Annotated in this window: 23 protein-coding genes; 10 read left to right on the forward strand and 13 right to left on the reverse strand. The window is 42.5% G+C overall.

Annotated elements, in window-relative coordinates; translation table 11 throughout:
* Positions 1–22: 22 nt before the first annotated feature.
* Together xthA and NKI27_RS10150 are read right to left on the reverse strand one after the other, a co-directional pair.
* Complete coding sequence (xthA, locus tag NKI27_RS10145) at positions 23–835, reverse strand: exodeoxyribonuclease III (protein WP_265045944.1); 813 nt, start codon at positions 833–835, stop codon at positions 23–25.
* A gap of 133 nt (positions 836–968) precedes the next feature.
* Positions 969–2,426 carry an HD domain-containing protein gene (locus tag NKI27_RS10150; RefSeq protein WP_265045945.1) on the reverse strand — a complete coding sequence of 486 codons (1,458 nt, stop codon included), beginning with the start codon at positions 2,424–2,426 and terminating at the stop codon, positions 969–971.
* 446 nt (positions 2,427–2,872) lie between these two features.
* On the opposite strand from NKI27_RS10150, the gene NKI27_RS10155 reads away from it, so the two are divergent.
* The 5 genes from NKI27_RS10155 to sixA all read left to right on the forward strand — a co-directional run bounded on the left by NKI27_RS10155 (position 2,873) and on the right by sixA (position 6,653).
* Complete coding sequence (locus NKI27_RS10155) at positions 2,873–4,141, forward strand: PP2C family protein-serine/threonine phosphatase (RefSeq protein ID WP_265045946.1); 1,269 nt, start codon at positions 2,873–2,875, stop codon at positions 4,139–4,141.
* Positions 4,134–4,646, forward strand: a complete 513-nt coding sequence (locus tag NKI27_RS10160) for an STAS domain-containing protein (protein ID WP_265045947.1) — start codon at positions 4,134–4,136, stop codon at positions 4,644–4,646. The genes NKI27_RS10155 and NKI27_RS10160 overlap by 8 nt, the downstream gene beginning before the upstream one ends.
* 147 nt (positions 4,647–4,793) lie before the next feature.
* Positions 4,794–5,822 (forward strand): NAD(P)H-dependent glycerol-3-phosphate dehydrogenase, encoded by a 1,029-nt coding sequence (locus tag NKI27_RS10165; RefSeq protein WP_265045948.1) that lies wholly within the window; start codon positions 4,794–4,796, stop codon positions 5,820–5,822.
* A gap of 38 nt (positions 5,823–5,860) precedes the next feature.
* Positions 5,861–6,133 carry a DUF4389 domain-containing protein gene (locus NKI27_RS10170; protein ID WP_265045949.1) on the forward strand — a complete coding sequence of 91 codons (273 nt, stop codon included), beginning with the start codon at positions 5,861–5,863 and terminating at the stop codon, positions 6,131–6,133.
* A 55-nt stretch (positions 6,134–6,188) separates the two neighbouring features.
* A complete protein-coding gene (sixA, locus tag NKI27_RS10175) occupies positions 6,189–6,653 on the forward strand; it encodes a phosphohistidine phosphatase SixA (RefSeq protein WP_265045950.1) in 465 nt (154 codons plus the stop codon).
* Between the two features lie 116 nt (positions 6,654–6,769).
* Here sixA and NKI27_RS10180 read toward each other — a convergent pair whose 3' ends face one another.
* A complete protein-coding gene (locus NKI27_RS10180; protein WP_265045951.1) occupies positions 6,770–7,903 on the reverse strand; it encodes an aminotransferase class V-fold PLP-dependent enzyme in 1,134 nt (377 codons plus the stop codon).
* 210 nt (positions 7,904–8,113) lie between these two features.
* Here NKI27_RS10180 and NKI27_RS10185 point away from each other — a divergent pair, with 210 nt between their 5' ends.
* Positions 8,114–9,010 carry a radical SAM protein gene (locus NKI27_RS10185; RefSeq protein WP_265045952.1) on the forward strand — a complete coding sequence of 299 codons (897 nt, stop codon included), beginning with the start codon at positions 8,114–8,116 and terminating at the stop codon, positions 9,008–9,010.
* A 69-nt stretch (positions 9,011–9,079) separates the two neighbouring features.
* Positions 9,080–9,658, forward strand: coding sequence for a DUF1285 domain-containing protein (locus tag NKI27_RS10190; protein WP_265045953.1), 579 nt, complete (start codon positions 9,080–9,082; stop codon positions 9,656–9,658).
* Positions 9,659–9,753: 95 nt separating this feature from the next.
* Here NKI27_RS10190 and NKI27_RS10195 read toward each other — a convergent pair whose 3' ends face one another.
* Positions 9,754–11,409, reverse strand: coding sequence for an electron transfer flavoprotein-ubiquinone oxidoreductase (locus tag NKI27_RS10195; RefSeq protein ID WP_265045954.1), 1,656 nt, complete (start codon positions 11,407–11,409; stop codon positions 9,754–9,756).
* 515 nt (positions 11,410–11,924) lie between these two features.
* Here NKI27_RS10195 and NKI27_RS10200 point away from each other — a divergent pair.
* Together NKI27_RS10200 and NKI27_RS10205 are read left to right on the forward strand one after the other, a co-directional pair.
* Positions 11,925–12,674 carry an electron transfer flavoprotein subunit beta/FixA family protein gene (locus tag NKI27_RS10200; protein WP_265045955.1) on the forward strand — a complete coding sequence of 250 codons (750 nt, stop codon included), beginning with the start codon at positions 11,925–11,927 and terminating at the stop codon, positions 12,672–12,674.
* Complete coding sequence (locus NKI27_RS10205) at positions 12,675–13,604, forward strand: electron transfer flavoprotein subunit alpha/FixB family protein (RefSeq protein ID WP_265045956.1); 930 nt, start codon at positions 12,675–12,677, stop codon at positions 13,602–13,604.
* Positions 13,605–13,749: 145 nt separating this feature from the next.
* Here NKI27_RS10205 and NKI27_RS10210 read toward each other — a convergent pair whose 3' ends face one another.
* The 9 genes from NKI27_RS10210 to NKI27_RS10250 form a co-directional block, all read right to left on the reverse strand.
* Positions 13,750–15,726 (reverse strand): acetoacetate--CoA ligase, encoded by a 1,977-nt coding sequence (locus NKI27_RS10210; RefSeq protein ID WP_265045957.1) that lies wholly within the window; start codon positions 15,724–15,726, stop codon positions 13,750–13,752.
* Between the two features lie 12 nt (positions 15,727–15,738).
* Positions 15,739–16,632, reverse strand: coding sequence for a hydroxymethylglutaryl-CoA lyase (locus NKI27_RS10215; RefSeq protein WP_265045958.1), 894 nt, complete (start codon positions 16,630–16,632; stop codon positions 15,739–15,741).
* Positions 16,625–18,649, reverse strand: coding sequence for an acetyl-CoA carboxylase biotin carboxylase subunit (locus NKI27_RS10220; protein WP_265045959.1), 2,025 nt, complete (start codon positions 18,647–18,649; stop codon positions 16,625–16,627). Before NKI27_RS10220 ends, NKI27_RS10215 begins: the two co-directional genes overlap by 8 nt.
* A gap of 3 nt (positions 18,650–18,652) precedes the next feature.
* The gene (locus NKI27_RS10225) at positions 18,653–19,498 is read right to left on the reverse strand and encodes an enoyl-CoA hydratase-related protein (RefSeq protein WP_265045960.1); all 846 of its coding nucleotides are present in this window, start codon (positions 19,496–19,498) and stop codon (positions 18,653–18,655) included.
* Positions 19,499–19,573: 75 nt separating this feature from the next.
* A complete protein-coding gene (locus NKI27_RS10230; protein WP_265045961.1) occupies positions 19,574–21,181 on the reverse strand; it encodes a carboxyl transferase domain-containing protein in 1,608 nt (535 codons plus the stop codon).
* 71 nt (positions 21,182–21,252) lie between these two features.
* Positions 21,253–22,422, reverse strand: a complete 1,170-nt coding sequence (locus NKI27_RS10235; protein ID WP_265045962.1) for an isovaleryl-CoA dehydrogenase — start codon at positions 22,420–22,422, stop codon at positions 21,253–21,255.
* 20 nt (positions 22,423–22,442) lie between these two features.
* Positions 22,443–22,823 (reverse strand): MerR family transcriptional regulator, encoded by a 381-nt coding sequence (locus tag NKI27_RS10240; RefSeq protein ID WP_265045963.1) that lies wholly within the window; start codon positions 22,821–22,823, stop codon positions 22,443–22,445.
* A gap of 126 nt (positions 22,824–22,949) precedes the next feature.
* Positions 22,950–23,612 (reverse strand): transglutaminase-like cysteine peptidase, encoded by a 663-nt coding sequence (locus tag NKI27_RS10245; RefSeq protein ID WP_265045964.1) that lies wholly within the window; start codon positions 23,610–23,612, stop codon positions 22,950–22,952.
* A gap of 46 nt (positions 23,613–23,658) precedes the next feature.
* Positions 23,659–24,333: a type II secretion system protein N gene (locus NKI27_RS10250; RefSeq protein WP_265045965.1), complete on the reverse strand. Its 675-nt coding sequence runs from the start codon at positions 24,331–24,333 to the stop codon at positions 23,659–23,661.
* Between the two features lie 279 nt (positions 24,334–24,612).
* Here NKI27_RS10250 and gspE point away from each other — a divergent pair, with 279 nt between their 5' ends.
* Positions 24,613–26,130 carry a type II secretion system ATPase GspE gene (gene gspE, locus NKI27_RS10255; protein WP_265045966.1) on the forward strand — a complete coding sequence of 506 codons (1,518 nt, stop codon included), beginning with the start codon at positions 24,613–24,615 and terminating at the stop codon, positions 26,128–26,130.
* The last annotated feature ends 2 nt before the right edge of the window (positions 26,131–26,132 follow it).

The raw sequence follows: 26,132 nt of genomic DNA on the forward strand, positions 1-26,132 counted from the left end.
CGCTAATTATAAACGTTAGCGGTTACAGGCTAAAATCGGACCATATTGGGCAGTGATCTGATGGCTTGTCCATGGCTCTTATATCATAGTAGATTCCCGAGGCATCAAGCTTTTCTACCAACGGTGGCGTTGCCCAAATTTGATCTATTCGTAAGCCACGTTTTGGTTCTCGTTGAAATGCTCTACTGCGGTAGTCAAACCAGCTGTAGTACTCAGTTGACGTTGGATAAAGCTCGCGGTAAGTATCTTTAAGCCCCCAACCTTTAAGTCGTGCTAACCATTCACGCTCTTCTGGCAAGAAACTACATTTTCCGGTTCTTAACCAGCGCTTTGCGTTATCCGCGCCAATGCCGATATCTATATCTTCTGGAGATATATTCAGATCGCCCATTACGATAAGATTTTGATCGTTTGAATAGTCTTCAACTAATAGGTTTTGTAGGTCTTCATAAAACGTTTGTTTTGCCGGAAATTTAGTCGGGTGGTCGCGGCTTTCACCTTGAGGAAAGTATCCATTCATCACGACGAGTTCTTTTCCGTCAACGTCAAAGTGTCCAATGATCATTCGTTTTTGAGATTCTTCGTCATCGCCGGGAAAGCCTTTTATAACGTTTGTTGGCGTTAGCTTTGATAGCATGGCTACGCCATAGTGACCTTTTTGGCCAAAATACTCTACGTGATAGCCGAGTGCTTCCATTTGCTCAAGTGGGAATTCAGGGTCGTGCACTTTGGTTTCTTGTAGGCCTATGATATCGGGAGAGTAGGTCGATACGAGGGCTTCCATTTGGTGCAGTCTTGAACGAAGGCCATTGACGTTAAATGATACAATTTTCATAAAGTAAGATTCTTAATTTTTAAGCGAGTTAATTTAAATTCTGTTCATTATTTTATATGGCGTTACCTTGTAACGCCATTTGAGCCGTGTGGTTTATACGGTGATAGTAAACCTAAAAATGCCATCACTCACGTTACCCTAGTCGTTTAGGCTTGAGGTAAAAATGCGTAATAGTACCATCAGTAAATTTATTAAAAAACGTGCTGACCTCGGGTATTAGCTTTAGTCGATGTTTATGAGTGATGGCGTCTTTTACCAGTACCTTCATCTGATCAAAGTCTTCTCTTATTTTTGAGAACTTTGCATTCATGGTGCAAGACACTACCGCTGTTTTATCTAGTTTTAATTGGTCCGCAAGGGCTTGTTTTCGACGTTCAATTTGATCAGGTGGTAAATCATATTGTGTATCGATATGTTTAAGCTTTACGCGATTAATAATGCAATATGAATAGCTGTCAGGATGTTTTCTGGCGTGATGTCTAAAACATTCCCAGAAGTAGTTATCGGTTAGGTGTCTGAATTCATCTAGATCCGTTAAACATTGCTCTACATAATCTGAGATATCATTCTCTTCGAGCACTTCGTTAATGGCTTCTCTTAATAACCAGTCAAAACCAAGTGCTGTTTTATGACCGTAAACGTTTCGGTACATCTGGTTTCGGCTATACACAAAGTCTTCAAGTGCGCTTAGGCCTTTGGATGTAATGGCAAGTCCTAACCACGGTGTTTGTGGGTCCCAACCAAACCTTAAGTTGCTAAGTAGGTGGTCTAGGTTAAACCCGCCAATGGTGACCGATGAATGGAACCCGTCGCGTAGCATGTAATCGGCTCTGTCTGCATCGACTTCACCTGAGATAATTGAGGATAATAATTCCGCAACGAGCTGTGGGATAGTGGTTGAGGTTTTCCACTCTACTTCTTTGCTGCCGGTGATAAATTGCCAGAAATATTCTGCATGCTTATTAAATACAGCGCTAGTGGTCGCAGACGTGGTTTCCATAATGGCCAGCACGTCAATTAGCTCAATGCCTGACGCTTGCACGCCTGTATCAGTGAGTAGTTGATGAGCGCAGCGACTTGAGTAGTGTTCGTGCTCGATAATCGTCGGTGTCGCGTCGTAAAGGTCTTGGGTGTCTATGCCTGCCCAGAGTTTCTGAAATAATCCTGATGACTCCATCATGTCTTTAATTTTAGATGTTTTGGTAAATTGATGAGAAAAACTAGAGTGGCCACAGTCATGAAGCAGGCAGGCCAGTCTGATGACTTTGTTGAAGTAATCGATTGCAAAAAACTGTTCTTGGGTGGTGCTCACCTTTGCTTTGTAGCGGCGTGATTCTAAATAACTCTTAACCATCGATAAAAATATGCGCTCACCCACGTGCATGACACCGATACTATGCAAAAAACGAGAATGGGTTGCGCCTGGGAATACCAGAGACAAAATATCGTTTTGACATATGTTTCGTAAGCGTTGAAATAGAGGGTGATCTAATATGGCAACTTCATGGGGGAATAACGGTATGCCTCCATGAACAGGGTCCATAATGAGTTTACTGTGAGCGCCTAATAAGTCTTCGGGAAAGTAATCCATGTTGTTTCACGCTACCTATCTAAAATTTTAAATTAGAGTGCTTTTTATAACTAAATACGATGTCGGTGTTATCTGTTTATTCTAAAAAACTAAACAGGCCTCATACAAATTAAACGCGAGTGTGGCTATAAGTACAAAGCCTTAGAGATAAATTAGTATGCATGCTCTAAATTAACAGCTTAACCTCTGATTCATTAGGTTTCACCACAAATTTATAATAAAAAAGTATCGGTATTGGCATGGTATTTTCTAAACAGTCGACTTTAATGCAAAACATTGTTAACTCGTGTGATGTTAGAGTGAGTTGTGACGCTTCGCACGGTTTTAACCACCGTGAAGGTTAACCTGTACAAACAATTTAATAGCGTTAGACTAGTTATAGGTGTTTCCTATAATGAAACGTATAAAAACCCGATACTTAACTACACGTTTGTGGTTGTTTAGATATGTCAATACATGCTGAACGGATGTTAGTCATCGATAAAGACGAAAGTTGTCGGCAATATTTGTCGAGTGGCCTTCTGCGTATCGGTTATTATGTTGTGTCTGTGAGTAGTATAAAAGAAGCGCTTGTGAGCATTGCTAACGGTCGGCCTGATATTATTTTTGGCGATTTGACGGCTGATGAAATCAGTTTACTGTCGACGCTTAGAGATCCCGACTTTCCGCCTTCTCCTGTTATTGCATTTTCACACACAGAAGACGCATCAGATGTGGTGACCGCTTTAAGGGCGGGTGCGTCGGATTTTATTATTAAGCCGTTTAATGATTTTTCGGTAGTGCAAGAAATCATTAAACGGATATCTGAAAAAATTCGATTAGTTAAACTCAATCAGCGCTACAGTATTGAGCTTGAAGATGCTAACCGGGAGCTAAAGGCCGGTATATCTGAGCTTAAAGCTGACCAGAAAGCCGGTTTGAAGATTCAAATGAAAATGCTACCGGAGCGGGAGAAAAAGTTAAAAGGTTTAAATTGTGATTATATGATTAAACCGTCGCTTTATTTAAGCGGAGATTTTTTAGACTTTTTTAAGATTGATAGTCAGCGATCTATATTCTATATTGCTGACGTTTCTGGGCATGGCGCTTCGTCTGCGTTTGTAACGGTTTTATTAAAGAACCTTTCAAATCGTTTGCTTAGAAATTTTAAACGAGGGTCAACTGATGAAATATTGTACCCTGACCGTATGCTTCACCGGATTAACCGTGAATTACTTGAAACAGAGTTTGGTAAACATCTAACGATGTTTGTGGGTATTCATGATAATACGACCAATACACTCACGTACTCAGTTGGTGCCCATTTTCCAATGCCTATATTAGTGACAGACGGTCATGCAGAGTATCTTGAGGGGACAGGTATGCCGATAGGTCTGTTCGAAGCCCCTACCTTTAGAGTGTATGATAGGGTGCTGCCTAAGAAGTTTGACCTATGGTTATTTACTGATGGCATACTGGAAGTGTTAGACGCTAAAAACTTAGCCGAAAAAGAACAAATGTTATTGAAGCTAGCTGAGCGTAGTGTTATTAGTACTGACAACGGTACTGATAATGATGCTAGTAGTGATAGTGATGTTAATGCTGGTGTTGGCAATGTGAATGGTAATAGTAGTATTAGGGAGTTAGTTGAGGCATTAAAACTCAACGAGATACATGAACTTCCTGATGATATCGCAATTTTGACTGTTTCTGGAGTGAATGATCAAGATGGCTAGTTATAAGATTTTGCAAGCCGAGCAACAGGGTATCTATGTATTAAAGTTCATAGGAGAGATTCGCCTCTACCTTTGTTCTACGCTTGATCTTATTATTGATGCAATGTCATCTAACCCTCTGTTTAAAACAGTGGTGGTTGACCTTTCTGAAACGACGATCATAGATAGTACAACACTGGGCTTGTTAGCAAAAATAGCTGTTTTAGCTCGTAAGAAAAGTTCATTCCTTCCTACCATTATTTCGACCAACCCTGACGTTACTCGCATCATTCAAACCATGGGGTTTGGTGAAATATTTATCATCATGAAAGAGCCTGCTGTCGAGCTATCTGAACTTGAAGAAATTCCTATTCTTAAAGCGACTGAGCAGCAAGTTCGAGAGAAAGTTCTGGATGCACACCAAACGTTAATGGCGCTTAATGATTCAAACCGCGAAGAGTTTGAAGACTTAGTTCAAGCGCTTGAATGTGAAAATAAATCTGAGCAGACAGCCCTAACTCATTGAAATAATCACGATACTTCTAGATACTATTGATGTGCTAAGTACCCTGCACACATTAATATATTTTTTGTAGGTAGAGCTAACACGCTATTTTAATACTTTTTTCTTTCGTGCTAGCTCTCTTCTTATAATTTTGACTCTGGTTTATATATGTCAGTTACAAGAACAGTTACAGTTCTCGGTGGTGGTAGTTTTGGCACCGCAATAGCTAATATCGCTGCCACTAATGGTCATCGTGTCTTTTTGTGGATGAGAGATGCAAAACGAGCTGCTAAAGTACAAGAAACCCGCGAAAATGAACGTTACATGCCGGGTTATGATCTTCATGAAAATCTTATAGCGACCACCGATATTGAGCAAGCTATCAGCGAAAGTGATATTATTTTTGTCTCTATTCCGAGTAAATCTTTTCGCGCTGTTGTCGAAAAAGCTCAAACACTTATCAAGCCTCATCAGATTGTGGTGAGTACGACCAAAGGAATTGAGAGTGGTACATTTTTGTTAATGAGCCAAATTCTTCAAGAAGTGCTGCCTAACAATCCTATTGGTGTGCTAAGTGGCCCTAATTTGGCTAAAGAAATCGCTCAAAAAACACTAACGGCAACAGTTATTGCCAGCGAATCCCCTGAAGTGCGTAGCTGTATTCAAGAGTTGTTAGGATGTAGCTATTTTCGTGTTTATGCCAATCTTGATATCTATGGGGTTGAACTAGGTGGGGCATTAAAGAATATATATGCCATTATGTCGGGCTTAGCGGAAGCCTATGGCATGGGTGAGAATACCAAGTCGATGTTAGTCACCCGTAGCTTGGCTGAAATGAGCCGATTTGCGGTTTGTCTAGGTGCAAACCCGATGACCTTCTTAGGTTTGGCCGGTGTAGGTGATTTAATGGTGACATGTAATTCTTCACTAAGCCGTAATTACAGAGTAGGGTATTCAGTCGGTAAGGGTAAGAAGCTTGAGGACGCCATAGCGGAACTAGGTGAAGTGGCTGAGGGTATTAATACACTTAAGTCTGTTAAAGCGAAAGCCGATGAATTAGAAGTGTACATGCCGCTTGTGCAAGGGCTTTATTCTATTTTGATTGAGCAAAAAGAAATTAAAAATATTATTAGTGGCATGATGCTCGCTCAGCAGAGTACCGATGTTGAGTTTATCCTGCCAAGACATGAAGTATAATTGTTTATATAAGTTTACCCGTTTAAAAAGAGAACGTTATGTCAGACAATAGTGAATACGATAAAGAAGGTCATTGGTTAAGAATTTTATATATGGTGATGTTTTACATCGTTTATAAAATTTCTGATCTTGTGGTGATTGTTATGGCAATATTACAAGCCGTCGTCACCACTTTTGGTAATGGTCCAAACGAAAGACTAACAGCGTTCGGAGCATCGTTAGCGACCTATGTTTCACAGATTGTTCGTTTCTTGAGCTATGCAGACGAGAAAAAACCTTATCCGTTCTCTGAGTGGCCAAAGGGAAAGTAATCTACGTATCAACTAAACCTATTAAGGATGGGCTGATACATAAGGGGAACGTAGTTTGGACGTATTTATAATGCGCCACGGCGAAGCATCGTTTAACGCTGATAGTGATATTAATCGCGAGTTGACGCTTCGTGGCCGAGAAGAGGTCTTGCGCTCGGTTAAAGCGTTGGCTAATCAGTCATGCCCAATTAACGCTATCTACTCTAGCCCTTATCTTAGAGCCAAACAAACAGCGGAAATTGCAAAGACTGAACTTGGACTGTCGATAAACATTCAGCCTCGTTTAACGCCTGACTATAACCCGTCAAAAGTGACGGACTGGCTCTATACCCTGAGCGAGTCTCATCACTCAGTTCTTATAACGGCTCATATGCCGCTGGTGGGTAAGTTGATCAGCTTAATGGTTGATGGGGATTTACTACACTCTATTAATTTTTCTACTGCGATGGTGGTTCACCTTCATGCTGAAAATCCGTTTGATGGCTGTTTTACTTTAAAGGCTGTGCTTCCTTCTGCTTAATGGGTTAGAAGGTCTGGATCCCCGCATTCGCGAGGATGATATATATTTGTTGTTTGTGTAGGGATGACGAGTGTTTGTCATTTACGTGAGAGTGACAGGTGTTGAGTGTTTGTTATTCACGTATGAGTGAGGCTCTTTACCTTTTTAATCGCATTATCAATCACGTGTTTTTGTGTATAAAAATGGGGTGAGAATCTAACGCCGCCGCCTCTGCATGCGCATATTACGCTTTGCTGCATTAGCTCAGAATATAGTTTATTAGAATCTACCCCTGCTATTTTGAAAGTTACGATGCCTGCTCGGTCAGCTTCTTTGATGGGTGATAGTATCTCAACATTAGGCAGTGTTTTAAGTTGCTCTATCAGGTATGCAATATTGCTTTGTAGTTGTTGCTCGATGGTTTTTATCCCCATGTCTTCTATAAGCGATAAACTTGCATTTAACGCATGTATTCCTAGCATGTTTGGACTACCGCATTCGAACCGCGTGGCATCTGATGCGGGTTCCCAGGTCTTACGTGTATAGTCTCCTCGGTGCTCAACCATGTGCCAGCCGTATTGTTGAATCGACAGAGTGTCGCGAATTGTCGGCTTTACATAAAGCAGTGCTAACCCTTCAGGTCCCATCATCCATTTATGACCGTCAGCCACGACAAAATCTGCATGATTCTTATTAATATCAAAGTCGATAGCCCCAAGACTCTGGATGGCATCAATACAATATAGAATATCTTTAGAATGACATATTTTACCTAGACGATTAATATCAACCTTGAGCCCTGATGCATATTGAACCGAGCTTATAGAGATTAATTTAGTATTTTCGTTAATTTCAGCGGCTATTGCCTCCACTGCGTCTTGGTGTTCAATGTCGTCAATGTCTGCAATTCTTAGTTTTACACCTTTAGACGCAAGAGACTCCCACACAATACGATTGGATGGGAATTCTTGATTGCTAATGATGATCTCATCACCTTCGGACCATTCAAGGCCATAGGCTATGATTGATAGTGCTTCTGAAGTGCTTTTTGATAATGCAATATCAGCGGAGGAGGGTGAGCCTATTAAATTTGCGAGTCTTTGTCTTAATGACGCTTCTACTTTAAGCCAGTCGAGATAATAAGTGGCGCCATACTCAGTATTTTGAGCTGCAAATTTAGACACGGCGTTTTGTGTGCGCTTTGGCCAAGGTGATACAGCCGCATGGTTTAAATAGCAAATGTCTGCATGAAGTGGGAATTCATCATTCATGGTGGTGGGTTCCTTATTTATAATGCGCTGACTTATAACGTTTTAAGTGTTAATCCGTTGGCTGTTCTGGCATCAACATAAACAATCAGTTTATCGGTTATATTGTACTTTCTACAAGGGTAATTATGCAGGGCTCGAAATTTTATATACGTGTTATAATCGGCTAAATAGCTGTCTTTTCAATGTTTATATTAGTGAGTTAATAAATCTATGAATTATTTACCTATTGACTACATAGAACCTGTTTTTCGACCGCCTTCAGAGGCGAAGTCACTCATACTTCAGGTCTCTAACGGCTGCTCTTATAATAATTGTACCTTTTGTGAGATGTACACAGCGCCTCAAAAAAAGTTTAAGCCAAAGGCAATTGCTGAAATTGAAAAAGAAGTGAGGGCAGTTGCAGCTAAGATGCCGGGTATGCGCCGTTTCTTTTTGGCTGATGGCGATGCAATGACGCTTTCATTTAGGCGCCTTAAAGAAATACTTGAATGTATTAATACGCACTTTACTCACCGAGAACGCGTCACCGCATACTGCCTGCCTAGAAATATCAAAAACAAGACTGTAGAAGAGTTGGCTGAACTGCAATCTCTCGGCCTAAGTATGGTGTATGTCGGCTGTGAATCGGGTGACGATAAGGTGCTTGAGTGCGTGCAAAAAGGCGAAACGTTTGACTCATCTAAAGCTGCACTTTTAAAGTTAAAGGCGGCGGGTATTAAGTCATCGGTGATGATTCTAAATGGTTTGGGTGGTCGAACGTTTTCTGAACAGCATGCGGTTAATACGGCGCGATTAATGAATGAAACTCAGCCTGAATTTGTGTCGACGTTAGTTGTTTCTTTTCCTATGGGGGATGAGCGATTCCGTGATGGATTTAAGGGTGATTACGAGCCGCTTCAGCAAACTGAGTTATTTGAAGAGATTAGGACATTTATCGCTAATTTAGAATTAACAGATACGGTCTTTCGCTCTGATCACGCTTCAAATTACCTTGTATTAAAAGGAAACTTAGGCGCAGATAAACAGGCTATGTTGGATAAGATTGATCTGGCATTAAATAAGCCCGGGGCGATACCTTTACGCCAGGAGTGGCAAAGAGGGCTATAGTTAACACATTCTCAGAATGTTGGCGCGTAAACGAGTTTATCAACGTATCGATCAAAAACAGGTGTTCACATGACGGCTAAAAAGTCTAACGACCAGCTTGAAGACACGATGAAGGTCTTGGCTGACATTAAAGATAGCAAGACAAAAAATGGCTATCCGCCTGTTGATCAATGGAATCCAGACGTCGTGGGTGAGATTGATATTCGAATTGATAGGGAGGGTGATTGGTACTATCAAGGGGATAAAATGGCGAGAAAAGCCATGGTTAAGTTGTTCTCCTCGATTCTACGTTTAGATGAAGGTGATGGTTACTTTTTAGTAACCCCTGTTGAGAAGATGAAAATTTCGGTCGATGTGGCGCCATTCTCGATAGTGGATTTTCGTGTTGATGATGTCAGCGGAAAGCCTACTCTCATTTTTAAAGATAGTGTGGGTGAAGATGTGATGCTGAATCAACAAGATCAGTTTGTCGTAAACGAATCTGAATCGGGTGAACCTGTCCCATTACTCACTGTCAGACGAAACCTAAAAGGCTTGATAAACCGAAATGTATTTTATCGCTTGGTAGAGATAGCAGAACACCATAAGGTAAACGGCAAAGAGCATACAGGGGTATGGAGTAACGGCTTGTTCTTCCCGCTTCAATAGGGGAGGCTCATAAACCCTGATTTCGTTACTAGATAGCTGAAAACAAAAAAGGGCTTCATGAAACCATGAAGCCCTTTTTGCTAAGCAGCTGTTGCTTACATATTGGGATAGTTAGGACCGCCGCCACCTTCTGGTGTTACCCAGGTGATGTTTTGTGCAGGATCTTTGATATCACATGTCTTACAATGTACGCAGTTTTGTGAGTTGATTTGGAACTTCTTAGAACCGTCATCATTTTCAACAACTTCATATACGCCAGCAGGGCAGTATCTTTGCGCTGGCTCATCATACATTGGTAAGTTATCACGAATCGGAATGGCAGCATCTTTAAGCTTAAGGTGACACTGCTGATTTTCTTCGTGGTTTGTATTTGAGATAAATACAGATGTTAAGCGATCAAACGTTAATACGTTATCGGGCTTATCGTAAGTGATTTTCTTACACTCTGCAGCAGGCTTCATTTGAGCATAGTCGTGATGTCTGTCGTGTAGCGTAAAGGGTAAGCTGCCACGTAAGATGTTCTGCTCGAAGAATGCAACTGCGCCACCGATCATGCTACCAAACTTATGCATAGCAGGGCCGAAGTTACGCGAGTCATAAAGTTCTTTATAAACGCTTGAAGCTTTATACTTGTCTGCATATGCAACAAGATCTTCGCCGCCAGTAGAACCTGCTTTAAGTGCTTCAAATACTGTTTCAGCACCTAACATACCGGTCTTCATTGCGGTATGAGAACCCTTAATCTTAGAGAAGTTAAGTGTTCCTGCATCACAACCAAGAATTAAACCACCAGGGAATGTCATCTTAGGAAGTGCGTTAAAGCCACCTTTAGTAATCGCTCTTGCGCCGTAAGATACGCGCTTACCGCCTTCTAAATATTTCTTAATTTCAGTGTTGGTTTTCAAGCGCTGAAATTCTTCAAACGGGCTTAGATGAGGGTTAGAGTAGTTAAGGTCGGTAATAAGGCCAACGTAAACTTGATTATTCTCTAAGTGGTATAGGAATGAGCCACCACTTGCACCATTTTCATCTAACGGCCAGCCAGCTGTATGTACAACAAGACCAGGCTCGTGTTTAGCGGGGTCGATATCCCAAAGTTCTTTGATACCGATACCGTAATGCTGAGGGTCTGAGTCTTTATCTAGTTCAAACTTTTCGATTAACTGCTTGCCTAAATGACCGCGACAACCTTCTGTAAATAGCGTGTATTTAGCAAGTAGTTCCATGCCTGGCATGTAAGAGTCTTTAGGGTTGCCTTCTTCGTCAACACCCATGTCGCCAGTTAAAATACCGCGAACACTTCCGTCTTCGTTATATAAAACTTCTGATGCAGCAAAGCCAGGGTAAACTTCTGCGCCCATGCCTTCAGCTTGTTCAGCCAACCAACGGCATACATTACCTAAACTGACGATGTAGTTGCCATCGTTATGCATGTTTTTAGGTACAAATGCGTTAGGCACTTTAACTGCTTTCTCTTTGTTTTTAAGAACAAAGATATCGTCACGCGTTACGGGGGTGTTTAAAGGTGCGCCAAGTTCTTTCCAGTTCGGGAATAACTCATTCAATGCGCTTGGCTCAAAAACAGTACCCGCTAGGATGTGAGCGCCAACTTCTGACCCTTTTTCCACAACACAGACGGTTAATTCGTCACCAGATTCCTGTGCAAGTTGTAGTATTCGACAGGCAGCAGATAGACCTGCTGGGCCGGCGCCTACGATTAGGACGTCAAATTCCATTGATTCACGTTCCACTATAGGTCTCCTCGGTCATCTCTCTCTAGTTTATGTAATATAAGTAGCTGACTAGCAGATAGGCTACTTAAGATTTTTATAAAATCGTATTAGCTTCTGTTGGGATGGTAAAATAGAAACCCAATTTATGGACGCGGATTATAACGCCCTAGCCATTAAAAGGATATACTAAAACCGATTTCAAACAAACGTTTGTTTGAAATGAACCCATACATACTTCATGTTTTATTGAAATAAATTTAATATCAATAGGTTATAGCATGGCAGGTGGGTGGTTATTTCTTGTTAAGTGAGATTATGTCTCACTTTTTTTGCTTAAAAATGGCCATTTTTTACTCGGTTTTGACTGTTAAGTATTGACCGAGACGCATTTTATAGTCAGTATTAGGTCGCTTTGCGTAGGGTGGAGGGTTTCTGAACTCATCCTTTTTGCATCTCTTGCAATGGATGTGTTGCTTTTTCTACCTCATTCGTAAGAGCCAACAATCAATCAATCGCTAATAAACGAGGAATCTATGAAGGTTCTGGTCGCTGTTAAACGTGTAATCGACTACAACGTCAAGGTTCGAGTAAAACCTGATAATACAGGTGTTGATCTGACAAATGTCAAGATGGCAATGAACCCCTTTTGTGAAATCGCAGTTGAAGAAGCTGTTCGATTGAAAGAAAAGGGCGTAGTCAGTGAGATCGTAGTTGTCTCAATCGGTCCTAAAGTTGCTCAAGAGCAAGTTCGTACTTCTCTTGCTTTAGGTGCAGACCGCGGTATTCTTATCGAAACTGACGAAGATGTGCAGGCACTCGATGTTGCTAAACTTCTTAAAGCTGTTGTTGAAAAAGAACAACCTAACCTAGTTATCCTTGGTAAGCAGTCTATTGACTCTGATAACAATCAGACAGGTCAGATGCTTGCTGCCTTAACGGGTATGGCTCAGGGAACATTTGCTTCTGAAGTTGCTGTAGATGGCGACAAAGTAAATGTTACTCGTGAAATCGATGGTGGTTTGGTAACTGTAGCGCTTAACCTGCCTGCAGTCGTTACTACTGACCTTCGTTTGAATGAGCCACGTTATGCTTCACTTCCTAACATCATGAAAGCTAAGAAGAAGCCATTAGAAATGACTTCTCCTGCTGATTTGGGTGTTGAGCTTAAGCCAAGACTTACTACGCTGAAGGTTGAAGAACCTGCTACGCGTCAGGCAGGTATTAAAGTGGCTGACGTTGCTGAACTTGTAGATAAACTGAAAAACGAAGCGAAGGTGATCTAAATGAGCATTCTTGTTATTGCTGATCATGAAAATGGTAGCTTAAAAGCTGCTACTTTAAACGTCGTTTCTGCAGCTAAAGCTATGGGTGGTGACGTAGAACTTCTTGTTGTTGGTGAAAACTGTGGTGCAGCCGCAGAAGCCGCAGCAAAAGTTGAAGGTGTAAGCAAGGTTTTAGTTGCAGACAATGCAGCCTACGGTCATCAATTGGCTGAAAATCTTTCTTTATTAGTTGCTGATCTTGGTAAAGGCTATAGCCACATTGTTGCTTCTGCAGGAACAACTGGCAAAGACTTCTTACCACGTGTTGCAGCGCTTTTAGATGTAGCACAGATTTCTGACATCGTAAGTGTTGAGTCTGCTGATACATTTAAGCGTCCAATTTATGCAGGTAATGCTATTGCGACTGTTCAGTCTTCTGACAGTGTTAAAGTTATTACTGTACGTACAACAGCATTTGATCCAGTATCTGCCGAAGGCGGTTCTGCATCAGTTGAAAATGTTGATGGCGCGCAAGACGCTGGCATTTCTGCATTCGTAAGTGCTGAAATTGCTAAATCTGATCGTCCTGACCTTACTAGCGCAGAAATTGTTGTGTCTGGTGGTCGTGGTATGCAGAACGGTGAAAACTTCAAGATGCTTGAAGCAGTCGCTGATAAGCTTGGCGCAGCAGTAGGTGCATCACGTGCCGCTGTAGATGCTGGCTTCGTACCAAACGATATGCAAGTTGGTCAAACAGGTAAGATTGTAGCACCAAACCTTTACATTGCAGTGGGTATCTCTGGTGCGATTCAGCACTTGGCAGGTATGTCTGGAAGTAAAGTTATTGTTGCTATCAACAAAGACGAAGAAGCACCTATTTTCCAGGTTGCAGACTACGGCTTAGTTGCAGACTTGTTCGACGCAGTACCAGAGCTTGATAAAGCACTGTAATTACTGTTTATAGTTATAAGAAACTACTTTAGTAACGTCTTATAACTATTTGAAAAAGCCCGATTTATTCGGGCTTTTTTGTGCTTTATATTTAGCTAAAGGCGGCAAAATATAGTTGTCTGTTGGTTTTACACCTTAATGACCTTTAAGACGTTAGCGCGTCTAGCCCTTCGAATAACGTTAACGCTTCTGGGTTGGCCAGTGCGTCTTGGTTCTTTACTGTCTCTCCATGCACCACATTTCTAACCGCTAACTCTACGATTTTGCCACTGATGGTTCTGGGTATATCTGTTACTTGTATTATTTTTGCGGGTACGTGTCTGGGCGTTGTATTGGCTCTGATGGTGTATTTAATTTTTTGAGTCAGTGTGTTGTCTAGTTTTATACCGGGTTTTAATCTTACAAATAAGATTACTCTTACGTCGTCTTCCCATTGCTGACCTATGGCAATGGATTCTAATACGTCGTCTATTTTTTCAACCTGTCGGTATATCTCTGCTGTTCCAATCCTGACTCCGCCTGGGTTTAGAACGGCATCGGATCTGCCATGTATGATGATGCCTTGTTGAATTATTTGGCCTGTCTTGTCTCTATGGTTAATAACTTCGCCATAATCCCCATGTGCCCAACAGTTCTCAAAGGATTCGAAATACGCTTTTTTATATTTTAAACCTCCTTTATCGTTCCAGAAGCCTGTGGGCATTGAGGGGAAGGGAGTTTGGCATACAAGTTCACCTTTACCTTCTTGTAAGGTGTGTCCACGTTCATCATAAAATGCTACGTCCATACCTAATCCGGCACATTGTAATTCTCCGCGATAAACGGGGAGTACGGGATTACCCAAGGCAAAGCAAGACACGATATCTGTTCCACCTGAAATGCTAGATACACACATATCTTTTTTTACTTTTTGGTAGAGGTAATCAAAGGTTTCGTGCGCAAGTGGGGAGCCGGTTGATAGTAGGGTGTTGAGTGTTGTTAGGTTATGTGTTTTTAAGGGGTGAAGACCTGCCTTATCGCAGGCAGCGAAATATTTCGCGCTCGCACCGAATATCGATATCTGTTCTTGTTCTGCAATATCAAACAAAGTGCTGGGTGTTGGGTGAAATGGGGAGCCATCAAATAACGTGAGTGTTGCGCCTTGAGATAATGAGCTGACCACCCAGTTCCACATCATCCAACCGCAGGTCGTGTAATAAAATATGTTATCCGATTCATTAAGGTTCGTATGCAGTGCTAGTTCTTTAACGTGCTGCAATAGTGTGCCGCCTACGCCATGAACAATACACTTTGGTACTCCTGTTGTTCCTGAGGAGTACATAATATATAGGGAGTCGGAGAAGTGGACGGGGGTGAATGTTAATGGTGTTGGTGTGTTAGGGGTGAAGTCTTGCCAAGCACTAGTTTTAACGCCGTAATTTAGTTTTGGTTCGTCATCAATATACTCAACTACGACGAGCTGAGTTAACGCGTTAAGCAACTGAACAATGCTTTTAACTCTTTCTGTCGTGCTAATGCGCTTACCTGCATAGTGGTAACCATTGGTGGCAATTAACAATTTGGGTTGTATCTGGCCTAGGCGATCTATTACACCGTTAATACCAAAGTCTGGGGAGCACGATGACCAAACTGCGCCGATACTGGTTGTTGCTAGCATGGCAATAATGGATTCACTGCAATTGGGTAAAAAACCTGCGACGCGATCACCTTTAGTTACGCCTAACTCACGCATAGAGGCTGCCACTCGTTCTACTTCATCATAGAGCTGGGCGTAGGTTAGTGTTTTACGGCCACCGTTTTCATTACGATCAATGATTGCGATATCGTCATTACGCTTAGGTAATAGGTTCTCGGCAAAGTTTAGAGTCGCGTCTGGAAACCATTGAGTCTGTTGAAAGATTTCACCTTCAACCAATACCGTTGATGCTTCAAACGAGCCTTTCAAATTGAAATATTCAACGATGCTAGCCCAAAAGTGTTCTTTATATTCGATACTCCATTGATGAAGTTCTGGGTAGCCTGCGAACGTTCGTCCATATTTTTCTGCTATAAATGACTCAAACTGTGTCAGGTTGGCTGTTGATATGTGCTTTTTATCGGGCGCCCAAAGTAATTCATTCATTTTCTAGTACCGTTATTTCGTCGGATGTGCGATGGCGACTTTTGAGCCATTTTGGCGGTTAAGCTGCTGGCAAATATAACGTCCTGCGTCGATCAGTTGATTGAGGTCTACACCTGAGTTGAGGCCTAATCCGTTTAGCATATAGACGACATCTTCAGTGGCTACATTTCCTGACGCACCTTTGGCATACGGGCAACCCCCGAGTCCTGCGGCGGAAGCGTCGACCGTTCTTATGCCGGTTTCCAACGATGCATAGATATTTGCTAAGGCTTGCCCGTAGGTGTCATGAAAGTGAACAGCTAATTGAGAGACGTCGATTTCGTTGGTTAGGCCTTTAATCAGTGCTTTAACGTTATGTGCTGTGCCCACACCGATGGTATCGCCTAGGGATATTTCATAGCAGCCAATATTGACTAATTGCTTTACTGTGTCGGCCACTTGTTTATGGCTTATAGCGCCTTCATAAGGGCAGCCCATGACGCATGACACATAACCTCTTACTTTTAAGTTATGTGCTTTTGCTAATGCCATTAGGGGGATGAATCGTTCAATGCTCTGTTCGATACTGCAATTGATATTCTTTTGGCAAAACGTTTCAGAGGCGGCCGTAAAAATAGCTACTTCATCTACGCTGGCTGTTATTGCTTGCTCTAAGCCTTTCATATTAGGCGTTAAAGCAGAGTAGGTAACACCGGCAGTTCTTACAATAGATTGGAATACCTCGTGACTGGTTGCCATTTGAGGCACCCATTTAGGGGATACAAAGCTACCCGCTTCAATTGTTTTAAGCCCTGTTTTCGATAAAAGGTCTATAAATTGTACTTTCTGGGCTATCGAAAGCACTGTTGTTTCATTTTGTAGTCCGTCTCGCGGACCTACCTCAATCAGCTTGACGTTATCAGACATTTTTTTGACTGTCCTTAGAGGAGGTTTTAAGCACTTCAAACTCAATCAATTGATTTTCTGCATCGACTAAATCCTGTGTTTTGCAGAAAACCTCTTTAATAATACCTGCATCTGGTGCAGAAATAGTGTGCTCCATTTTCATCGCTTCGATGATAATTAGCGCATCGCCTTTTTCAACGTGCTGGCCAGTGTCTACTTCAACACTTACAATTTTTCCGTGGATAGGTGCAAATAATGAGCCTTCTGGTTGCGGTTCTTCATACTGATAATTGCTAACTGGCAGCGAAAACTGCAATGAGCAACCCTCTGTAAAGAGGTGGATACTGTCTTCCGAAATGTAGAACTGATTCGATGATTTAGTCCCGTTAATACGAGTGGTGATCTTATTCGCATCAACGCTGTAGGCAATTTCATAGGTCTGGCCTTCATAGTTGATTGATAACTGCTCATAGCGACCTTTTGATACGTTGAATATAAAAGGCTGATCTGCACTCACTAAGGTGAATGTGCTTGTTTGGCTTCCATTCAAATGCCATAAATCAGTGTTATCCCAAGGAGATGCGATATGAGATTGGTTGTTTTGTCGTAATGGTGCTCGATTAGTGATTAGATGAATGTACAGTGTAGCGGCCATCAATAAGTCGGTTGTTTTGACGATCGGTGATGCAAATAACGTTGTTGAGTGCTGCTCAATAAACTCGGTGGTAATGTCTTTTTTTAGAAATGACGGATGAGTGATGACTGACTTTAAAAAGTCGCAATTTGTCTCGACCCCCGATATATGAAAGCTATTAAGCGCTTGATTCATTTTACGCGCTGCAATTTTACGGTTGTCGCCCCATGTAATAAGTTTGGCGATCATAGGGTCGTAAAATACGCTGATGGTATCGTTCTGCCTTATGCCTGTATCTATCCTTATGTTGTCGTTTGGTTTAGGTTGGCTAAGGTAGCGAATCGTACCTGTTGCAGGTAAAAAATCATGTGCGGGACTTTCAGCATAAATACGTGACTCAAATGCATGGCCTACACAGGGTATTTCTTGTTGTGAAAGCGGTAAGGGCTCACCATTGGCAATACGGAACTGCCATTCCACAAGGTCGACTTGGGTGATCATCTCTGTCACGGGGTGTTCAACCTGAAGCCGGGTATTCATTTCCATAAAGTAAAATTGTTCATCTTTATCGAGCAAAAACTCGACGGTTCCAGCGCCGACATAATTGATTGCTTGAGCGCAGTCTAGTGCAGCCTTACCCATGGCCGCTCGAGTCTCGGGCGATAACCCAGGAGCAGGGGCTTCTTCTATTATTTTTTGATGGCGGCGCTGTATTGAACAGTCTCGATCATATAAATACACGCCATTGTTATTTTCATCGCAGAATATTTGAACTTCTATATGCCTAGGTTGCTCAATGTATTTCTCGATGAGTAACTTTTCGTCGCCAAACGAAGACAGTGCTTCTCGTTTTGCAGCGCGTATTGAGGATTCCACTTGCTGAATGGATCGCACGATTCGCATGCCCTTACCGCCACCACCCGCAGAAGCTTTTATGAGTTGAGGAAAACCAATGGTGAGTGATTCTTCTGTCAATATTTCAATTGACTGGTCATCGCCATGATACCCCGGAACCAGTGGTACACCGGCCTTGCTCATAATCAATTTTGCTTGGCTTTTTGACCCCATCGCCTCGATGGATTCAGCGGGTGGCCCAATAAACACGATATTGTTTTGCTGACACTGTTTTGGGAGGTTAGGGTTCTCGGAAAGAAAGCCATAACCTGGGTGTATGGCTTGTGCACCTGCCGTTTTAGCAATTTCAATGATGGACGCTAACTTTAAATAACTTTGCGCAGGTTCGGCGCCGCCTAGGTAGTATGCTTCGTCTGCCATGTCGACAAAAAGGGCCTGTCGGTCGGCATCTGAATATACCGCTACAGTCTTGATGCCCATTGCCTTGGCCGTTTTTATGATTCTACAGGCAATTTCACCACGGTTTGCTATGAGTATTTTGGTAAACATACGTTAGTCTGCCTTGCTAGGTGGCGTATCATTATTTGTTTGTTCTGGCCAGACGGGAGAACGTTTCTCTAAAAATGCAGTTAAGCCTTCTTGGCCTTCTTCTGAAACTCTTAATGCCGCTATCAACTCGCAGGTATAGTCTGTTAACGCTTGGCCTTTTACCGAGTTGCTGACTTTGCTGATTAACCTTTTCGACTGGGTTAGGGCATTGGGTGCATTTTTGAGCAGCATTGAGATAATGTTATTGGTTACTTCATTGATTGAGTCGGGGTCTACGATTTCACTAATTAAGCCTAGTGATAGTGCTTTTTCGGCATTAAACACTTCGCCGGTTAAAAATAAACGACGGGCAGGGCGTGCGCCTATAGCATCAATAACAAAAGGGGCGATAGTGGCGGGACTTAACCCCAGTTTTACTTCACTTAGCGCAAAACGAGATTCATTTTCAGCTATTACAATGTCTGAGCATGAGAGTAATCCGATGCCACCACCAAAAACAGACCCCCTTACTTTTGTCACAACAGGTTTACAGCACTGGTTAATCGTTGACATGAGCTTTTCAAGTTGTCGTGCGTCGGCAAGGTTCTCATCGTAGCTGGCATTGGCCATCGATTTCATCCAGTTTAAATCGGCCCCCGCTGAAAAGTGATCACCACTTGAGCTGAGTAAGATAACCTTAACCTCAGAGCTTTGATCGGCATGATTAAAGGCGGCCGTTAGGTTTAGAATTAATTGGCTATCAAATGCATTTCTGACTTCAGGTCTATTTAGCGTGATGCGTGCAACGCCATTTGACGTTACTTCGTAAATAAGAGTGGTTTCTGCTGCTGTTGTGTGATGTGTATTCATGGTCTTATCCGTTAAACGCTGTATAGAAAAGTGTTTGCTGTTAGTAGACCCATTTAAAGGGCGTGAACATCACGATTACATGCGGAATACGCCAAACCGAGTCTCTTCTGCTTTAGTATTAAATGATGCGGAAATCGCTAAACCTAACACTCTTCGAGTGTCTGAAGGCTTAATGATGCCATCATCCCAAAGACGGGCACTGGCATAGTACGGGTCAGATTGTTTATCGAACTGGTCAATAATGGGCTGCTTAAAATCGCGCTCTTCTTGCTCAGTCCAATCAATGTTTTTTCGCTCAAAATTGGTACGTTTAACTTGTGCTAAAACACCCGCTGCTTGCTCGCCTCCCATCACTGATATTCGGGCGTTCGGCCACATCCACATAAAGCGAGGGTTGTAGGCACGACCACACATGCCGTAGTTGCCTGCACCAAAGCTACCGCCAATCACAACGGTGTATTTAGGTACCTTTGCACACGCTACAGCCGTGACCATTTTCGCGCCATGTTTAGCGATTCCGCCTTCTTCATATTTTTTACCTACCATAAAACCAGTGATATTTTGCAGAAATACGAGGGGGATATTTCGTTGACAGCATAGCGCTATAAAATGTGCGCCTTTTTGAGCAGATTCAGAAAATAACACGCCGTTATTGGCAATGATGCCGACGGGATACCCCATAATACGCGCAAAGCCACAGACTAACGTGGTTCCAAATAATTGCTTGAACTCGTCAAATTCAGAGCCATCGACTAACCTTGCGATCACCTCTCTTGCGTCGTAGGGTGTTTTTAAATCCACTGGCACAACGCCATGTAATTCTTCGGGTGAATAGAGTGGCTCTTCAGGTACGCTGTAACTGGGTACAGGCTGTTTTTGGTGATGGGTGTTTTTAATGCATTGTCTTGCTAGGTGAAGTGCATGTTCATCATTTTGAGCATAGTAATCAGCTACCCCCGACTTTTTGCAGTGAACATCTGCGCCCCCGAGCTCTTCTGCTGATACCTCTTCGCCTGTTGCCGCTTTCACTAATGGTGGGCCTGCGAGAAATATAGTGCTTTGATCTTTGACCATGATGCTTTCGTCTGCCATGGCGGGTACATAAGCGCCGCCAGCAGTGCAGAGCCCCATAACAACGGCAATTTGAGGTATACCTTTAGCGGACATATTGGCTTGCCGATAAAATATATGACCGAAATGCTCAGCGTCAGGGAACACTTCGTCTTGCTGGGGTAAATTTGCACCACCTGAATCAACTAAATAGATGCAGGGTAAGCCATTTTCCTCGGCAATGGTTTGTGCTCTGATATGTTTCTTAACTGAAAGAGGGTAGTACGTCCCGCCTTTTACGGTTGAATCATTGGCGACGATCATGCATTCGATGCCTTCTACTCGACCTATGCCTGCTATTACACCTGCAGCGGGCACTTTATCTTGGTAGACGTCATAGGCTGCTAGTTGGGCTATTTCGAGAAACGGTGTTCCTGGGTCAAGTAGTTTGGCAACACGCTCACGAGGTGGAAGTTTCCCTTTTGCTAGGTGTTTTTTTAGGGCTGTTTCACCGCCACCTAACTTTATTTCATCAACAACTAAATCGAGTTTACTGACTAACTCAGCCATTGCTATTTTTCGTTGCTTAAACGCGTCAGAGTGAGTGTTAACTTTACTCTTGATGATGGCCATGGTTTTTCCTGATCGGTGACAAATTATAATGAGCGCTTATGTTTGGGTAGCTCGATGCGCTAAAACGCGCGCTACTTTGATTCTAGAAACACTTCTCGACCAATTAACATTCTTCTTATCTCTGATGTTCCTGCGCCTATCTCGTATAACTTGGCGTCTCGTAATAAGCGGCCTGCTGAAAACTCGTTTATATAGCCGTTTCCACCTAATATTTGTATCGCATCGAGCGCCATTTGTGTGGCAGCTTCTGCACAATATAAAATTACGCCAGCGGCATCTTTACGGGTTGTTTCACCGCGATCACAGGCATTGGCAACCGCATACAAGTAAGCTCTACATGCATTAAGTGTAGTGTACATATCTGCGACCTTGCCCTGTATTAGCTGAAATTCACCTATGGATTGATTAAATTGTTTACGTTCATGTATATAAGGTACAACGATGTCCATACAGGCTTGCATAATGCCGACGGGGCCGCCTGCTAGTACGACACGTTCATAATCTAAGCCGCTCATCAGCACTTTAACGCCATTGTTTTCGCCGCCTAGTATGTTTTGTTCTGGTACTTCGCAGTCTTGGAAGACTAATTCACAGGTGTTAGAACCTCGCATGCCTAACTTGTCTAGTTTTTCAGAGCGGCTAAAGCCTGGGGCGTTTCGTTCAACGATAAATGCAGTAATGCCGTGTGGGCCTTTTTTAATATCGGTTTTAGCGTAGATCACATAGGTATGTGCATCGGGGCCATTGGTAATCCACATTTTGCTACCGTTGAGGATATATTTATCGCCTTTCTTTTCGGCACGTAATTTCATGCTCACCACATCGCTACCGGCATTGGGTTCGCTCATGGCTAAAGCGCCAATATGCTCACCTGAAATCAACTTGGGTAGGTACTTTTTGCGTTGATCATCGTTACCATTTCTAAATATTTGATTGACGCAGAGGTTTGAATGGGCGCCATAGCTGAGGCCTATAGATGCAGATGCTCGGCTAATTTCTTCCATAGCGATGGTATGTGCAAGATAGCCCATGCTGGCCCCCCCCAATGACTCATCGACGGTTATACCGAGCAATCCCATATCTCCTAATTGTTGCCAAAGCTCATTAGGGAATGCGTTGTCTTTGTCAGTTTTGACTGCAATAGGGGCTATTTGGGTATCTGCAAACTGCTTTACTTGATCCCTTAGCATGTTGATGGTTTCGCCTAAACCAAAGTTGAGTGTGGTGTATTGGTTAGCCATTGTTGTTTCCTATCTTTTTATTATTTGTTGGCGTTCGAGAAGGCTTCTCGGCAGCGTATTTCGGCTTCGTCTAGTTCTACTTGCATCAATTCTATATCGACTAATTGCTGTGCGAGCAGTGAACGTTGTTGTTCGATTTTTTCGAGTAATGTCGAAAGTTGTTTAGCATTGCCTGATGCGGGGTCATACAACTCGATGAGCGCTTTTGATTCTGACAGGCTAAACCCTAATCGTTTACCTCTTAGAATAAGCTTGAGGTTGACTCTATCTTGATCAGAATAAATTCTTTTTTGTCCATCTCGAGTCGGTGCCAGTAAGCCTTCTGCTTCGTAAAAACGAATGGTTCTTGTGGTGACATCGAACTCTTTTGATAAATCGCTAATAGAAAAGGTTTTAGTCATTTAATTAGTCTATTTCTGTCATGAGGGTTGATGCTGGATATCAATATATTGAATTACGTTGACGTTAACGTCAACTGTCAATTGTGAAAAGTTGATCATGGATGCTTAGTTGATTGGGAGGAGAGACTATTGAAGACCTTTTAATAACCGTGAGTTTAGGTCTACCCAGCGAGAAAGTTTTCCGGCTTCACCGATTCTTTTTCCTTGCCCTCGCTGCTTAGAAAGCCATAAACCATCACCATTAAAGCTATACACCGGTACAAGGTCAGTGCGTTTAGAGGCGGGTTTAATAGAAGAAATTAAGTTGTCGAGTATTAAGGGCTCTGAGCTTGGTGTTTCATAGTAGGCTAGCACCATGTGTGCCTGGTTAAGCCTAATGGCTTTAACGTATGTAATGCGAAGCTTTTCGACAGGTACGCCCATTGTTTTGAGGGTGAAGTACTTTGCAATAGAGTAATCTTCACAGTCGCCGGCATTGGTGGCAAGAAGCTCTACAGGAGTCGCCCAATAATCTTCTTCGCCCCAATGTTCTAAATCAGATTTAAAATTCGCACGATTAAAGAATGTGTTTACTTGGTCTAGTTTATCTTGGGTAGAAAGCTGGGTAGGGGTGGTAGCCAGTCGCTGCCATAGCATTAGACGGCTTTTGGCGGGTTGACCGTATTTGTTCTCGATAAAATCGAGCAGCTTGTCACTTAGTTCGAAGGCATAAAGCAGAGAGACGCTCAGCGACAATGCGAGTATCAGAGTATTACGGACATGAGTCTTGGCAGTGTGTGATAAATGCATTATTCCCATCTAGCCAGTTGCGTCTCTAATCACTAATGTTAGCTGTTCATTGTTGTGATTGCTTCATTTTCTCTCTGAGTTGTTCAAGGCGGTGCTTGATCTCATTTTTACGTTCTTCGCTAAGAGTGTCTAAGTCAACGGTGGGTCGTTGATAGCTTTGAGGTACTGGTATGGGTTGTGGTGACTGAGCTGTTTGCGAATTTGGCGTGCTGCCTTCCGCGTTGTTGTTTCGAACGATCCCAATATTGGTATCTTCTGGGAAGTACAGATTTTCGAGTCGGCCATTGCGCTGTATGACAATTCTTTTTTCATGAACGCTTTTAAGTTTAGCGCTGCCGGGTAACTCGTCGTTTATTGAGTATTTTAGGGTTTCTTTGTCTGGCCCTTCGATTAAAGCACTGACTCGTTCTACTTCATTGGATGCAGAGACGCCTCGTAGAACAAGTCGTAAATTCGTTTTTGGTAAATTTTCAGTGGTTACTATCGCTTCTTGTTGTTCGCTGTCAGCAGGATTGCCAAATAATTCAAATTGATCAATCTCTCTTTGCGGACGAGCGGTTTGAATAGGCTTTATTTCTTTCTTTTGTGCCAACGCTATCGCTTGATCGTTAGGTGGCATAAAAAAGTCATATGCTTGAATCGCTAAAGTGAAAAGCATAGCTGCAACCAATATAATTAAGATGATAACAGGTGCTTTTTGTTGTAGTGCTAATTTGTTCACGGGGCGAGCTAACCTTTGTTCTTATTGGGTGAATTTTTATATTAGAACGCTAACAAAGATAATTATAGTATTGTTTGCGATGACGAGCCCCTTTAATTAACGTATTGTTAATAAAATAAATTTTGCGTTAGACGTAATTAACATTCAAAATGTGCTGAATACCTTATAAATTTAGTTTTATTTCAAGGATAATTCGCTACTACTTTAATAGGGACGACTATAATAAAAAATGTTAACGATTAATGCTTTGCTCAAATCAATTCATTTAGGGAGCTCGCTTTGAACTTCGAAACTAGCTCAGACCTCGTTCTTTCAGAACCAGAAACTATTCATGGCAGACTGCCTTTTGGTTTTGCAAAAAAACACTCTGTCGTGATCGCAAAAGATCATACAGGTGAACTTTGCGTCCTTCACGCTCAATCGCTTAACAATCGCTTATTTTGTGAGTTAAATCGAATTACTCAAGGTGTTTTACGTTTTGAGCAGGTTTCTAAAGAGGCGTTTGAAGAGTCTTTATCATTTGCTTACCAAAACGACTCGGCTGAAGCTATGCAAATGGTTGAAGGGCTAGGTGACGACATGGACTTAGCCAGTCTTGCAGACTCAGTGCCTGAAACAGAAGATTTGTTAGAGCAAGAAGATGATGCACCTATTATACGCCTGATCAACGCCATCCTTACCGAAGCGGTCAAAACCGGTGCATCTGATATACATATAGAGACATTTGAAAAGCAATTAGTTGTTCGCTTTAGAGTAGACGGTGTATTACGTGAAATCGTTCAACCAAAACGCGCATTAGCACCGCTGTTGATTAGTCGTATCAAAGTTATGTCTAAACTGGATATCGCAGAAAAAAGAATTCCTCAAGATGGGCGTATATCCCTCAGAGTGGGTGGTCGTGAAGTGGATATTCGTGTATCAACGATGCCATCTGCCAATGGTGAGCGTATCGTACTGCGTTTGCTTGATAAGCAAGCGGGTAGGTTAAAGCTTGACTCGCTAGGGATGTCTCATCGCGATCTAAAGACCCTGAAAGGGCTTGTGACAAGGCCGCACGGCATTATTCTGGTGACGGGCCCGACCGGTTCTGGTAAAACCACCACGCTTTATGCTGGACTGTCTGAAATAAATGATAAAAGCCGTAATATCCTGACCGTAGAAGATCCTATCGAGTATAACTTACCGGGTATTGGTCAAACTCAAGTTAATACAAAAGTCGATATGACCTTCTCAAGAGGGTTGAGAGCAATACTTCGTCAAGATCCAGATGTGGTGATGATTGGTGAGATTCGAGACCTTGAGACTTCAGAAATTGCGGTTCAAGCGAGTTTAACCGGTCACTTGGTATTATCTACGTTACACACCAATAGTGCCGTGGGTTCCATTACTCGCCTAATTGACATGGGCGTCGAACCGTTCTTGATCTCGTCCAGCATGGTGGGCATTATTGCTCAACGGTTAGTGAGAGTACTTTGCCAAACCTGTAGAGAACCTTATCAGCCAGATCAAGAAGCCTGTGAGTTTTTGCAGCAAGACGTTGAAACTAGACCCACTATTTATCGTGCAAAAGGGTGTACTGAATGTAACCATTTAGGATACAAAGGCCGAATGGGTATCTACGAAGTCGTCGACATTGATGATCAGATGCGTAACCTTATTCATAGTAAGGCAGGCGAACTTGAACTAGAAGCTTATGCCCGTAAATGTGGCCCGAGCATTCATGCTGATGGTGTCGCTAAGATTCTAGCGGGTGTTACATCGGTTGAAGAAGTTCTGCGCGTCACGCATAGGGAGTAATG

It is taken from the genome of Alkalimarinus alittae (assembly GCF_026016465.1).
GTDB lineage: Bacteria > Pseudomonadota > Gammaproteobacteria > Pseudomonadales > Oleiphilaceae > Alkalimarinus > Alkalimarinus alittae.

Bases quoted from the DNA above. Each gene is read 5' to 3' on its own strand.
- xthA (WP_265045944.1), bottom strand. From the start codon at position 835: ATGAAAATTGTATCATTTAACGTCAATGGCCTTCGTTCAAGACTGCAC.
- NKI27_RS10150 (WP_265045945.1), bottom strand. From the start codon at position 2,426: ATGGATTACTTTCCCGAAGACTTATTAGGCGCTCACAGTAAACTCATT.
- NKI27_RS10155 (WP_265045946.1), top strand. From the start codon at position 2,873: ATGTCAATACATGCTGAACGGATGTTAGTCATCGATAAAGACGAAAGT.
- NKI27_RS10160 (WP_265045947.1), top strand. From the start codon at position 4,134: ATGGCTAGTTATAAGATTTTGCAAGCCGAGCAACAGGGTATCTATGTA.
- NKI27_RS10165 (WP_265045948.1), top strand. From the start codon at position 4,794: ATGTCAGTTACAAGAACAGTTACAGTTCTCGGTGGTGGTAGTTTTGGC.
- NKI27_RS10170 (WP_265045949.1), top strand. From the start codon at position 5,861: ATGTCAGACAATAGTGAATACGATAAAGAAGGTCATTGGTTAAGAATT.
- NKI27_RS10180 (WP_265045951.1), bottom strand. From the start codon at position 7,903: ATGAATGATGAATTCCCACTTCATGCAGACATTTGCTATTTAAACCAT.
- NKI27_RS10185 (WP_265045952.1), top strand. From the start codon at position 8,114: ATGAATTATTTACCTATTGACTACATAGAACCTGTTTTTCGACCGCCT.
- NKI27_RS10190 (WP_265045953.1), top strand. From the start codon at position 9,080: ATGACGGCTAAAAAGTCTAACGACCAGCTTGAAGACACGATGAAGGTC.
- NKI27_RS10200 (WP_265045955.1), top strand. From the start codon at position 11,925: ATGAAGGTTCTGGTCGCTGTTAAACGTGTAATCGACTACAACGTCAAG.
- NKI27_RS10205 (WP_265045956.1), top strand. From the start codon at position 12,675: ATGAGCATTCTTGTTATTGCTGATCATGAAAATGGTAGCTTAAAAGCT.
- NKI27_RS10210 (WP_265045957.1), bottom strand. From the start codon at position 15,726: ATGAATGAATTACTTTGGGCGCCCGATAAAAAGCACATATCAACAGCC.
- NKI27_RS10215 (WP_265045958.1), bottom strand. From the start codon at position 16,632: ATGTCTGATAACGTCAAGCTGATTGAGGTAGGTCCGCGAGACGGACTA.
- NKI27_RS10220 (WP_265045959.1), bottom strand. From the start codon at position 18,649: ATGTTTACCAAAATACTCATAGCAAACCGTGGTGAAATTGCCTGTAGA.
- NKI27_RS10225 (WP_265045960.1), bottom strand. From the start codon at position 19,498: ATGAATACACATCACACAACAGCAGCAGAAACCACTCTTATTTACGAA.
- NKI27_RS10230 (WP_265045961.1), bottom strand. From the start codon at position 21,181: ATGGCCATCATCAAGAGTAAAGTTAACACTCACTCTGACGCGTTTAAG.
- NKI27_RS10235 (WP_265045962.1), bottom strand. From the start codon at position 22,422: ATGGCTAACCAATACACCACACTCAACTTTGGTTTAGGCGAAACCATC.
- NKI27_RS10240 (WP_265045963.1), bottom strand. From the start codon at position 22,823: ATGACTAAAACCTTTTCTATTAGCGATTTATCAAAAGAGTTCGATGTC.
- NKI27_RS10245 (WP_265045964.1), bottom strand. From the start codon at position 23,612: ATGCATTTATCACACACTGCCAAGACTCATGTCCGTAATACTCTGATA.